This is a genomic window from Streptococcus parasanguinis (assembly GCF_001074805.1).
Lineage (GTDB): Bacteria > Bacillota > Bacilli > Lactobacillales > Streptococcaceae > Streptococcus > Streptococcus parasanguinis_A.
Window position 1 is genome coordinate 17,225 of record NZ_JUPI01000131.1, and the last position, 12,342, is coordinate 29,566.

Annotated in this window: 12 protein-coding genes; 11 read left to right on the forward strand and 1 reads right to left on the reverse strand. The window is 39.6% G+C overall.

Annotated elements, in window-relative coordinates:
- Positions 1-7: 7 nt before the first annotated feature.
- Entirely contained in the window at positions 8-679 is a 672-nt protein-coding gene (gene sdaAB / locus ADI76_RS09370; protein WP_003002135.1) for an L-serine ammonia-lyase, iron-sulfur-dependent subunit beta, read from the reverse strand.
- A gap of 228 nt (positions 680-907) precedes the next feature.
- Between sdaAB and ADI76_RS09375 the strand changes: the two genes are divergently transcribed.
- The 11 genes from ADI76_RS09375 (at position 908) to ADI76_RS09425 (ending at position 12,321) form a co-directional block, all read left to right on the forward strand.
- On the forward strand, positions 908-1,450 hold the full coding sequence (locus ADI76_RS09375) for a LysM peptidoglycan-binding domain-containing protein (RefSeq protein WP_049516078.1): 543 nt from the start codon (positions 908-910) through the stop codon (positions 1,448-1,450).
- A 204-nt stretch (positions 1,451-1,654) separates the two neighbouring features.
- Positions 1,655-2,776 carry a tRNA 2-thiouridine(34) synthase MnmA gene (gene mnmA, locus ADI76_RS09380; protein WP_049516080.1) on the forward strand — a complete coding sequence of 374 codons (1,122 nt, stop codon included), beginning with the start codon at positions 1,655-1,657 and terminating at the stop codon, positions 2,774-2,776.
- A 141-nt stretch (positions 2,777-2,917) separates the two neighbouring features.
- The gene (locus ADI76_RS09385) at positions 2,918-3,373 is read left to right on the forward strand and encodes an NUDIX hydrolase (protein WP_049516082.1); all 456 of its coding nucleotides are present in this window, start codon (positions 2,918-2,920) and stop codon (positions 3,371-3,373) included.
- Between the two features lie 8 nt (positions 3,374-3,381).
- Positions 3,382-5,292 (forward strand): tRNA uridine-5-carboxymethylaminomethyl(34) synthesis enzyme MnmG, encoded by a 1,911-nt coding sequence (gene mnmG, locus ADI76_RS09390; RefSeq protein ID WP_049516085.1) that lies wholly within the window; start codon positions 3,382-3,384, stop codon positions 5,290-5,292.
- Between the two features lie 196 nt (positions 5,293-5,488).
- A complete protein-coding gene (locus ADI76_RS09395) occupies positions 5,489-7,468 on the forward strand; it encodes a DHH family phosphoesterase (protein WP_080982795.1) in 1,980 nt (659 codons plus the stop codon).
- Positions 7,465-7,917, forward strand: a complete 453-nt coding sequence (rplI, locus tag ADI76_RS09400) for a 50S ribosomal protein L9 (protein ID WP_003002156.1) — start codon at positions 7,465-7,467, stop codon at positions 7,915-7,917. Before ADI76_RS09395 ends, rplI begins: the two co-directional genes overlap by 4 nt.
- Before the next feature lie 25 nt (positions 7,918-7,942).
- Positions 7,943-9,301 (forward strand): replicative DNA helicase, encoded by a 1,359-nt coding sequence (gene dnaB / locus ADI76_RS09405; RefSeq protein ID WP_014714093.1) that lies wholly within the window; start codon positions 7,943-7,945, stop codon positions 9,299-9,301.
- Between the two features lies 1 nt (position 9,302).
- The gene (locus ADI76_RS09410) at positions 9,303-9,575 is read left to right on the forward strand and encodes a Veg family protein (protein ID WP_003009183.1); all 273 of its coding nucleotides are present in this window, start codon (positions 9,303-9,305) and stop codon (positions 9,573-9,575) included.
- Positions 9,576-9,785: 210 nt separating this feature from the next.
- A complete protein-coding gene (locus ADI76_RS09415; protein ID WP_049516089.1) occupies positions 9,786-10,544 on the forward strand; it encodes an ABC transporter permease in 759 nt (252 codons plus the stop codon).
- Between the two features lie 57 nt (positions 10,545-10,601).
- A complete protein-coding gene (locus tag ADI76_RS09420; RefSeq protein ID WP_049475071.1) occupies positions 10,602-11,597 on the forward strand; it encodes an ABC transporter substrate-binding protein in 996 nt (331 codons plus the stop codon).
- Complete coding sequence (locus ADI76_RS09425; protein WP_024056481.1) at positions 11,590-12,321, forward strand: ABC transporter ATP-binding protein; 732 nt, start codon at positions 11,590-11,592, stop codon at positions 12,319-12,321. Before ADI76_RS09420 ends, ADI76_RS09425 begins: the two co-directional genes overlap by 8 nt.
- Positions 12,322-12,342 lie beyond the last annotated feature (21 nt).

Here is a 12,342-nt window from a genome sequence, read left to right on the forward strand (position 1 = left end):
GAACTCCTTATTTGAAAAAGTTGACATTATGAAGATGAGGAATTTTACGGATATCTTCGATAGCTGCTTCACAACTCCTTGAGTCAACTTCTATAATCATAATTGCTTTTTCTCCAGCTTTTTCCCGCGTCACATTCATTTGTGCAATGTTAATATCATAGCGAGAAAGGGCTTCTGTCACATGAGCGATCATCCCAGGGACGTCTTGGTGCACAATGATAATGGTTGGAGTATTCATATTTAGCGAGATGGCAAAGCCATTTAACTCAGTAACCTGTATATTCCCACCACCAATGGAGATTCCAGTGACAGAAATCGTTTTATGGTCATTTTTCACCGTGATGGTCGTCGTATTTGGATGAGGAGCATTGCTCTCTTTTTGAATAGACCAAACAATCCGAATGCCTCGTTCATGTGCAATTTTTAGACTATCTGGGATTCTAGGATCATCTGTGTCCATTCCTAAGATGCCAGCTACTAAGGCTAAATCTGTTCCATGACCACGATAGGTTTTTGCGAAGGAATTAAATAATTGGAACTCAACCTCTTTTGGCTCTTCTCCAAAGATAGAAGAAACAATTTTACCAATTCGAACTGCACCTGCAGTGTGACTGCTGGATGGGCCAATCATCACAGGTCCAATAATATCAAAAACAGATTGGAATTTTAAAGAGTTCATGTTCTGCTCCTTTGTGATCACTTTACTTCATTATATCAGATATGGCTGATGATTTCTTCTATTTTTCCCGAAATATCTGAGAAATCTTAAGCAAGACTTAAAACATTTATATTATATCTAAACTTTAGTATTTCTAACATCTATATGAAATATTTGACATATAATTTCAATAAATATGAAATATTTCTTGTGTAGTATAGAGGTATACCAATAAAGGAGTACATAATAATGAATAAAAAACAAATGATGAAACGTATGATTGGACTTAGTTTACTTGCAGGACTTTTCTTTCCAATTGCAGCGAATGCAGATGCTTATACTGTAAAATCAGGTGATACTTTATCTGCTATTGCTAAAGAGAAGAACACAACGGTTGATGCAATTGCTAAGAAAAATAAGATTAGTAACGTGAACCTCATCTCAGTTGGTCAAGTTCTTGAGATTGAAGGTACAAATACAACGAAAAAGACTGAGGAGCAAGCTACTACAAGTAAAACAGACGCTACACAAGCAACAACGACTGTCTCTGCTTCAGATGGCTTGAGTGCGGAAGATGCAGCTGCTAAGGAATGGATTGCCCAAAAAGAATCAAGTGGTAGTTATACAGCACAAAATGGCCAATATTATGGTCGTTACCAATTAACTCTCACCTATTTGAATGGTGATTTATCACCTGCAAACCAAGAAAAAGTGGCCAATCAATACGTTGTCAACCGTTATGGATCATGGTCAGCAGCTAAAAATTTCTGGTTGGCAAATGGCTGGTATTAAATTCGTTTAAAAAGAGTCCTTGAATAAGACTCTTTTTAAATTTACAGCTCTGTAAACGTATCATTAATTAGCGAGGACTAGGGCGGTCAAATGCTTGTTTTCTTCTACAAAGCGTGTTAAAATGGTAACTGCTCAAAACGACCTTCAATCGTTGAAGCAAACCACGACCTTCAATCGTGAGTAACGAAAAGATGGGAGAAACCTATGAGTGATAACTCGAAAACACGTGTTGTTGTTGGTATGAGTGGCGGTGTCGATTCATCTGTAACGGCTTTGTTGTTAAAGCAACAGGGTTACGATGTCATCGGCATCTTCATGAAAAACTGGGACGACACAGACGAAAATGGTGTCTGTACAGCTACAGAGGATTACAAAGATGTGGCAGCAGTTGCAGACCAGATTGGCATTCCTTACTATTCTGTCAACTTTGAGAAAGAATATTGGGATCGTGTCTTTGAATATTTCCTTGCTGAATACCGAGCTGGTCGGACACCAAATCCGGATGTCATGTGTAATAAGGAAATCAAATTTAAGGCCTTTCTAGATTACGCTATGACCCTCGGTGCCGATTATATAGCGACAGGGCACTATGCACGCGTGACGCGTGATGCGGATGGCGTTGTCCATATGTTACGTGGCGTTGACAATGGAAAGGATCAAACTTATTTCTTAAGCCAATTGTCACAAGAACAACTTCAAAAAACCATGTTTCCGTTGGGGCATTTAGAAAAGCCTGAGGTTCGCCGGTTAGCAGAAGAGTCTGGACTAGCAACGGCTAAAAAGAAAGATTCCACGGGAATCTGCTTTATCGGAGAAAAGAATTTCAAAGAGTTTCTCAGCAACTATCTACCTGCTCAGCCAGGCCGAATGATGACCGTAGATGGACGAGATATGGGTGAACATGCCGGTTTGATGTATTACACGATCGGTCAGCGTGGTGGTCTTGGAATTGGTGGACAACAGGGTGGAGACAATGCTCCATGGTTTGTAGTGGGGAAAGACCTTAGTCAAAACATTCTTTACGTTGGTCAAGGTTTCTATCATGATGCACTGATGTCAACAAGTTTACAGGCTAGTCAAGTTCACTTTACACGAGATATGCCTGAAGAACTTACGTTAGAATGTACAGCTAAGTTTCGCTATCGTCAACCTGATTCCAAAGTGACTGTACACGTTAAAGGTGACAAGGCAGAAGTGATTTTTGCAGAACCTCAACGAGCCATTACGCCAGGACAAGCTGTTGTGTTTTACGACGGTGAAGAGTGTCTCGGTGGTGGTTTGATTGACAATGCTTATCGAGATGGTAAGGTTTGTCAATATATTTAAATTGACAAATTTAGTCAATCTGATACAATAAAATAAGCAATAGAAATGATGGTCAAAGCTCATGGATGTTGCAGGCTTTTTGTCCTGCACTTCTTGCGAGTTTTGACTGTTTTTGTGTCGTTTTTTGAGAGGAAGGAAAAGATGCAGCAGCAGGATTTTCGAACGAAAGTGGATCGCACGGTTTTTGGTGTGAGAGCGACTGCCTTGATAATAAAAGATAGTCGTTTGTTAGTCATAGAAGACAAAGATGGTTTTTATACAATTGGTGGTGCTATTCGAGTGAATGAAGCTACAGAAGATGCTGTGGTCCGAGAAGTAAAAGAAGAACTTGGTGTCATATCTAAAGCAGGCCAGCTAGCTTTCGTGGTTGAAAATCGCTTTGAACAAGCTGGAATCCACTACCATAACATTGAATTTCATTATTTGGTGGACTTGCTGGAAGAAGCACCTTTGGTCATGCAGGAAGAAACAAAGTCCTTACCCTGCCGGTGGATACCTCTGAATCAGTTGCATACATTTCCTCTGAAACCATCCTTCTTAAGAACAGCTTTGCCTGGTTGGGACGGACAATTGCAACACATCCATCTTGAAGAATAGGAGAAAAAATGACTTATAATTTTATAGAAGAATACGATATCATTGTCATTGGTGCTGGGCATGCGGGAGTTGAGGCTTCACTTGCCGCTAGTCGTATGGGCTGCAAGGTCTTACTTGCAACTATTAATATTGAAATGTTGGCCTTTATGCCTTGTAATCCGTCTATTGGTGGGTCTGCAAAAGGAATTGTTGTTCGTGAAGTAGATGCTTTAGGTGGAGAAATGGCGAAGAACATAGACAAGACCTATATCCAAATGAAAATGCTCAATACTGGTAAAGGTCCTGCGGTTCGTGCCCTTCGGGCTCAAGCAGACAAAGAACTTTACTCAAAAGAAATGCGGAAAACGGTAGAAAACCAAGAAAATTTGACTCTCCGCCAAACCATGATTGATGAGATTTTGGTGGAGGATGGTAAGGTTGTTGGTGTAAGGACTGCGACTCACCAAGAGTATGGGGCAAAGGCTGTCATTGTCACTACTGGGACAGCTTTACGCGGAGAAATTATCATTGGAGATCTCAAGTATTCGTCAGGGCCTAATCATAGTCTAGCTTCTATCAATTTAGCCGAAAATCTCAAACAGCTAGGATTAGAAATTGGACGTTTCAAAACAGGGACACCACCTCGTGTAAAGGCATCGTCAATTAATTATGACGAAACGGAAATTCAACCTGGAGATGAAGCTCCAAATCATTTTTCTTATACATCGCGTGATGAAGATTATGTAAAGGATCAGGTTCCTTGTTGGTTGACTTATACGAATGGGCATAGCCATGAAATTATCCAGAATAATTTACACCGGGCACCTATGTTTACAGGGGTTGTAAAGGGAGTAGGTCCTCGCTATTGTCCGTCCATTGAGGATAAAATTGTCCGTTTTGCTGACAAAGAGCGTCATCAACTATTTTTAGAACCTGAGGGACGAAATACAGAAGAAGTCTATGTTCAAGGTTTGTCAACCAGTTTACCAGAGGATGTGCAACGAGATCTTGTCCATTCTATTAAGGGATTGGAAAATGCTGAGATGATGCGAACGGGTTATGCGATTGAGTATGATATGGTTTTGCCTCATCAATTGCGCGCAACTTTGGAAACCAAGAAAATTTCAGGTCTCTTTACAGCTGGCCAAACCAACGGAACATCTGGCTATGAGGAGGCCGCTGGTCAAGGGATTATTGCAGGGATCAATGCGGCTCTAAAAATCCAAGGAAAACCAGAACTCATTTTGAAACGAAGTGATGGTTATATTGGGGTCATGATCGATGACTTGGTAACAAAAGGAACGATCGAACCCTACCGTTTGTTAACAAGCCGTGCAGAATACCGCTTGATCTTACGTCACGATAATGCAGATATGCGGTTGACGGAGATGGGGCGAGCAATTGGATTGGTAGATGATGAACGTTGGCAACGTTTCGAAACCAAGAAGTATCAGTTTGAAAACGAGATGAAGCGTTTGGATAGCATTAAGTTAAAGCCTGTAAAGGAAACCAATGAGAAGGTCGCTGCAATGGGCTTTAAACCATTGACAGATGCTGTCACTGCTAAAGAATTCTTGAGACGACCAGAAGTCTCTTACCAAGATGTGGTAGAATTTATCGGTCCTGCAGCTGAAGAACTGGATGATAAAATCATTGAATTGATTGAAACTGAAATTAAATACGAAGGCTATATTTCAAAAGCAATGGACCAAGTCGAAAAAATGAAGCGTATGGAAGAAAAACGAATTCCTGCGAATATTGACTGGGATGATATTGACTCCATCGCAACCGAAGCTCGTCAAAAATTTAAATTAATTAATCCAGAAACGATTGGTCAAGCAAGTCGTATCTCAGGTGTCAATCCAGCAGATATCTCTATTTTAATGGTTTACTTGGAAGGTAAATCTCGGAGTATCTCCAAAAACAAAGCAAACCACTAATCAAATGAGGCTGAGATGATGTTTCAGCCTCAATTTTATAGATTGAAATTTGTTGCTGTTGTTTACACGATTGTAAACTTTTGTTTACAAGGTAGTGAAGTGGAGAAAGAGTTTTTGACTGGTCAATCTTCTCTGTAATATAGAGAGAAACCTCGCTTTTTACCTCTAATTATGGTATAATTCCGAGAAGAGGTTTATGATGAAAAAATTTCGTTTATCGTTCATCCATTATGTGTTAATTGGTTTTATTTCATTTGCAATTTTAGCAATTTTTTTAAGAATCTTTGGCAAAGGCTATGTAACTCTCATTGCAATTTTTTTAGTCTTAGCTGGATTGATTGCTTTATTTGAATACCAGTTACAAATTTCAGAGTTAGATGAATTAGAACAAATACAATATGTGAACCATCAGGCAGAAAGCGGATTAGCATCCCTCCTTGATAAAATGCCTGTTGGAGTTATCAAAATTAATGAAGAGTCAAATGAAGTAGAGTGGTTCAACCCTTATGCTGAATTGATTTTTTCAACAGATGATGGGGACTTTGATGTTGAATCCTTGAAAAAGTTGCTCAATACTCTGTTTGAGGATAAAGGACACTATGTCACTGTAGCCGATAAGAAATATTCCGTTTACTTTGATCAGACGTCTAGTGTTGTTTACTTTTTTGATGTTTCAAGTGAGTATGAAGCAACTGTGGGGTTGGTGACAACTCGTCCCGTTATCGGTATTATTTCTGTTGATAACTATGATGATCTAGAAGATGTCATTTCAGACTCTGATATTAGCAATATCAATAGTTTTATTGCCAACTTTGTAGAAGAGTTTACAGCTCATTACCATATGTTTTACAGACGTGTGGGGATGGATCGTTTCTATTTGTTTACAGACTACACGGTCTTAGAACAGTTGATGGAATCAAAATTTTCAGTCATCGATCAATTCCGTGAAGAAGCTAAAAATCGTGAGCTACCTATTACCTTAAGTATGGGATTCTCGTACGGTGACGGGAAGCATGATGAGATTGGTAAAGGGGCTCTCTTGAACCTAAACCTTGCAGAAGTTCGTGGTGGGGATCAAGCGGTTGTCAAGGAAAATGATGAACAGAAAAACCCTATTTTCTTTGGTGGGGGAACAGCTTCGGCTGTGAAGCGGACTCGGACTCGCACACGCGCTATGATGACAGCTATTTCGGATAAGATCAAATCCGTTGATCAAGTCTTCATTGTTGGGCATAGAAACTTGGATATGGACGCTCTAGGAGCGTCTGTGGGAATGCAGTTTTTCTCTAGCAATATTTTGGCCTCCTCTTATGTGGTCTATGACCCGCATGCAATGGCAAGTGATATTTCAAGAGCGATTGCGAAACTAGAAGAAGAGCAGGTAACGAAAATCCTTTCCCTAGAGGAAGCCATGCAAATGGTGACGGATCGCTCTTTGTTAATTATGGTTGACCATTCTAAGACAGCTTTGACCCTTTCTAAAGAATTTTATCAGGAATTTCAACAGATTATTGTCATTGACCATCACCGTCGGGACGATGATTTCCCTGAAAATGTTCTGATCACCTATATTGAAAGTGGAGCAAGTAGTGCGAGCGAATTGGTTAGTGAACTGATTCAGTTCCAGAAGTCGAAGAAAAATCGGTTAACGAAGATTCAAGCTAGTGTCTTGATGGCTGGGATCATGCTGGATACTAAGAACTTCTCCACACGTGTTACAAGTCGGACCTTTGATGTGGCGAGTTACCTTCGTTCAAGAGGTAGTGATAGTGTAGCCATCCAGGAGATCTCTGCGATTCAGTTTGACGAGTACCGCGAAGTGAACGAACTGATCTTGACTGGTGAAAAGATTTTGCCGCATATCATCGTAGCTTGTGCCAATACGACTAAAGCCTATGATTCAGTAACCATTAGTAAGGCTGCTGATAGTATGCTGGCCATGTCTGAGGTGGAAGCAACCTTTGTCATTGCTTGTAATCAAAGTGGAACTGTCTCGATTTCTGCACGTAGTCGAAGCAAAGTCAATGTACAGCGTATCATGGAACAGCTTGGCGGAGGAGGTCATTTCAATTCGGCGGCTTCTCAAATTGAGGGTCAAGATTTGATGAGTATTCGTCAACAATTGATTGAGACTATTGAAAACGAAGTAACTATTGAAAAGGAGAATGTAGAATGAAAGTTATTTTCTTAGCGGATGTAAAAGGTAAAGGTAAGAAAGGCGAAATTAAAGAAGTGCCTACTGGTTATGCACAAAACTTTTTGATCAAGAAAAATCTTGCGAAAGAAGCCAATGCCCAAGCAATCGGTGAACTTCGTGGAAAGCAAAAGTCAGAAGAAAAAGCGCATGCTGAATTGTTAGCAGAAGCGCAAAAGATTAAAGCAAAATTAGAAGAAGAAGCAACTGTTGTTCAATTCACGGAAAAAATTGGGCCAGATGGCCGTACTTTCGGCTCTATTACCAATAAAAAGATTGCAGAAGAGCTTGAGAAACAATTTGGCATTAAAATTGATAAACGTCATATCCAAGTTTCCTCTCCAATTCGTTCAACAGGTTTGATTGACGTCCCTGTAAAAATTTATCAAGATGTTACAGGTGTGATTAATATTCGTGTAAACGAAGGGTAAACACGATCGATAGAAAGGTTTTTTTATGGCTGAGATAGAGGAATTACGAACACAACCTCAGGATATCCAAGCGGAGCAATCAGTGTTGGGAGCCATCTTTATTGATGAGGGGAAATTGGTCTTTGTTCGTGAATATATCGAGCCTGGCGATTTCTTTAAGTACTCGCACCGTTTGATTTTTAAAGCCATGATCGATCTAGCTGACCGCGGGGATGCGATTGATGCGACGACTGTTCGAAATATTTTAGATAGTCAGGGGGATCTCCAAAATATTGGTGGTCTCTCCTATTTGGTAGAAGTCATTAATTCGGTACCAACTTCAGCTAACGCGGAGTATTACGCGAAAATTGTTGCCGAAAAAGCTGTCTTACGTCGATTGATCTCTCGATTAACGGAAAGTATTAATCAAGCTTATGATGGTGCAAGTCCTTCAGATGAAATCATTGCGGGTGCTGAAAAAGCTCTGATTGATGTTAGTGAAAACGCAAATCGTAGTGGATTTAAAAATATTCGAGACATCTTGAATATAAATTTTGGTAGCTTGGAAGCCCGCTCGCTTCAAACCTCTGATATTACGGGTATTGCGACAGGCTATCGCGATTTGGACCATATGACGACAGGGCTACATGAGGAAGAGTTGATTATTTTAGCGGCTCGTCCTGCAGTAGGGAAAACAGCCTTTGCTCTAAATATTGCTCAAAATATCGGGACAAAGTTGGATAAGACAGTGGCTATTTTCTCATTAGAAATGGGTGCTGAAAGTTTGGTTGACCGGATGTTAGCAGCTGAAGGCTTGATTGAATCCCATTCGATTCGTACAGGTCAATTGACGGATGAAGAGTGGCGGAAATATGCCATTGCTCAAGGAAATTTGGCCAATGCGAGTATTTACATCGATGATACCCCAGGAATTCGGATCACTGAGATTCGTTCGAGAGCAAGAAAATTAGCGCAGGAAACAGGCAATCTCGGTCTTATTCTGATTGACTACCTGCAGCTGATTACAGGGACTGGAAGAGAAAACCGTCAACAGGAAGTTTCAGAAATTTCTCGTCAGTTAAAGATTTTGGCAAAGGAACTAAAAGTTCCCGTTATTGCTTTGAGTCAGCTATCACGTGGTGTGGAACAGCGCCAAGACAAACGTCCTGTTCTTTCTGATATTCGTGAATCTGGATCGATTGAGCAGGATGCGGATATTGTTGCTTTCTTGTACCGTGATGATTATTATGATCGAGCTGGTGAAGAGGAAGAAGATGGAATGCCCAATAATACGGTTGAAGTGATTATTGAGAAAAACCGTTCAGGTGCGCGTGGGACAGTCGAATTAATATTCCAAAAGGAATACAATAAATTCTCAAGTATTTCAAAGAGAGAGGATCAATAAGATGAGTGATGCATTTACAGATGTTGCAAAAATGAAAAAAATTAAAGAAGAAATCAAGGCCCATGAAGGACAAGTGGTTGAAATGACGCTTGAAAATGGACGGAAACGTCAAAAAAATAAATTTGGACGCTTGATTGAGGTCTATCCTTCTTTATTTATTATCGAGTATACGAACGACAATAGCTTACCAGGTGAACCGGCCAATACCTACGTGGAGTCTTACACCTATTCAGATATTTTGACAGAGAAGAATTTAATTCGTTATTTGGATTAATTTCTTGCTTTTATCGTCTAAATCAGTTATTATAATAAATACATATGGGAGTCTGTGTACAGTCTGAGAGGAAGTGTAAGCTTCGACCGCACCTGATCTGGGTAATGCCAGCGTAGGAAACAAATGAAATGTATTTTTCGTTATGAGTGACCTTGTGCAATCCGTCTCCTATTTTGGAGGCGTTTTTTATTTGTGAGAAAGGAGGTTACGATGTCTCTTGTAAAAAGATATTCAAAACAGTTGATAGGATTTGCAGGTTTTAGCAGCCTTCTTGTCTTATGGCAGTTAGCAGGATTGTTAAATATCCTCCCCAAATTTGTATTACCAACGCCACTTGAAATTGGGAATGCCTTTGTACGAGATCGAGCTCTCCTGATTCATCACAGTTTGTCTACCCTTCAAGTGGCCTTGATCGGACTTGTTATAGGGGTTCTTCTTGCTGCTGGCTTTGCGATTCTCATGGATAGTTTTCAATGGGTGAATGATCTGGTCTATCCTTTTATGGTTGTTATTCAAACCATTCCGACGATTGCCTTGGCCCCTATCCTGGTTCTTTGGTTTGGTTATGGTATGCTTCCAAAACTGGTTTTGATCATTATTACGGTTGTATTTCCCATCGTAGTCAGTCTGTTAGATGGTTTTCGGCATTGCGATCAAGATATTCTGAGATTGTTTCAGATTATGCAAGCCAATCGCTTTCAGACTTTAGTCCATTATAAAATTCCTGCAGCGCTTCCTTATTTTTTCGCAGGTTTACGTGTGAGCGTTTCCTATGCTTTTATCAGTACGGTAGTTTCAGAATGGTTAGGAGGTTTTGATGGATTGGGGGTCTATATGATCCAATCGAAGAAGTTATTTCAGTATGATACGATGTTTGCGATCATTGTATTGATTTCTGCTATTAGTTTACTCGGTATGTTTCTCGTTGACCAATTAGAACGAACCATTCTAAAATGGAAAAAGGATTGACAAACTTGTAAATGGTGTAAAAATTAAATTGACAAAAATGTAAAAGAGGTATAGCTAATGAAAAAGTCAATAGGTTTATTTTTCTCAATAATATTGGGATTTGTTTTCTTGAGTGCTTGTCAAAATTCTGTCAAGCAATCGTCAAGTGGTTTGAAAAAGATTGATTTTATTCTAGATTGGACCCCGAATACCAATCACACGGGTCTCTATGTAGCAAAGGAAAAAGGGTACTTTAAAGATGCAGGACTGGATGTAGATATAAAACTTCCTCCGGAAGACAGTAGTTCTGATTTGATTATCAATGGGAAAGCTCCATTTGGTATTTATTTCCAAGATTCTATGGCCAAGAAATTGGATAAAGGTGCGGGTATTACCGCTATTGCAGCTATTGTCGAACACAATACGTCAGGGATTATTTCAAGAAAAGATGCAGCGATCACAAGTCCAAAAGATTTGGTTGGTAAGAAGTATGGTACCTGGAATGATCCGATTGAGTTGGAAATGATCAAATCGATGATGAAAAAAGAAGGGGCTGATTTTAATCAAGTAAAATTGGTTCCAAATAGTGATTCAAATTCCATTACTCCGATTGAAAATAAGGTCTTTGATGCTGCTTGGATTTATCACGGTTGGGATGGAATTTTGGCTGAGCAAAAGGGAATGAAAACCAATTTCTTCTATATGAAAGATTTTGTTCCTGCATTTGACTACTATTCGCCTGTTATTATTGCTAACAATGACTATTTGAAATCTCATAAAGAGGAAGCAAAAAAATTCATTCAAGCGGTGAAAAAAGGCTACCAATATGCTATAGAGCATCCAGAAGAAGCAGCAGATATCTTGATTAAACAGGCCCCTGCTTTGGCTAACCAGCGTGATTTTGTACTAGCTTCTCAAAAATATCTTTCCAGTCAATATGCTTCAGACAAGGATAAATGGGGACAGTTTGACTCCAAACGTTGGAATGCTTTTTATGCTTGGGCAAAAGAGCAAGGATTGGTTTCAAATGACTTAGAAGACAAAGGTTTCACAAATGAATTGGTAGGTGACTGATATTTTAACCGTAAAAGATGTAAGTTTCTCTTTTGGAGATAAAGCAGTTTTAAACAATGTATCACTAGAAGTGCAAAAAGGAGAAATCGTCTCTATTCTAGGTCCAAGTGGGGTAGGGAAATCAACCTTGTTTAATTTAATTGCTGGGATCCTTCCCTTACAAAAGGGCGCTATAGAAGTAGATGATGCCCCGATCTCCTTTGGAAAAGTCAGCTATATGCTACAAAAGGATCTTTTGTTAGAACATAAGACAGTATTGGGAAATATTATTCTTCCCCTTCAATTAAAAAAGATTCCTAAGGAAGAGGCAACATCTACAGCTCTAAAATTGTTAGATGAATTTAAATTGGGAAGTATCGCCAACCTTTATCCTAATGCGCTGAGTGGGGGGATGCGGCAACGGGTGGCGCTATTAAGGACTTATCTATTGGGTCATTCTGTCTTCCTATTAGATGAAGCTTTTAGTGCCTTAGATGAATTGACAAGGCAGGATCTTTATCACTGGTATCTAGAAAGCAAGGAACGTCTTGGTCTCACCACTCTAGTGATCACTCATAGTATCGAAGAAGCTTTGACATTGAGTGACCGGATCTATATCTTGAATCATAATCCCGGTGAAATTATTGCAGATCTTCCTTTAAAATGGGATCCAGCAACGGATAGAGACTGGCAACAATTGCAATATAAAAAACGAATCATAGAATTATTGTCTGAATTTCATTGAAATTGTTTTGAAGGACTTTAC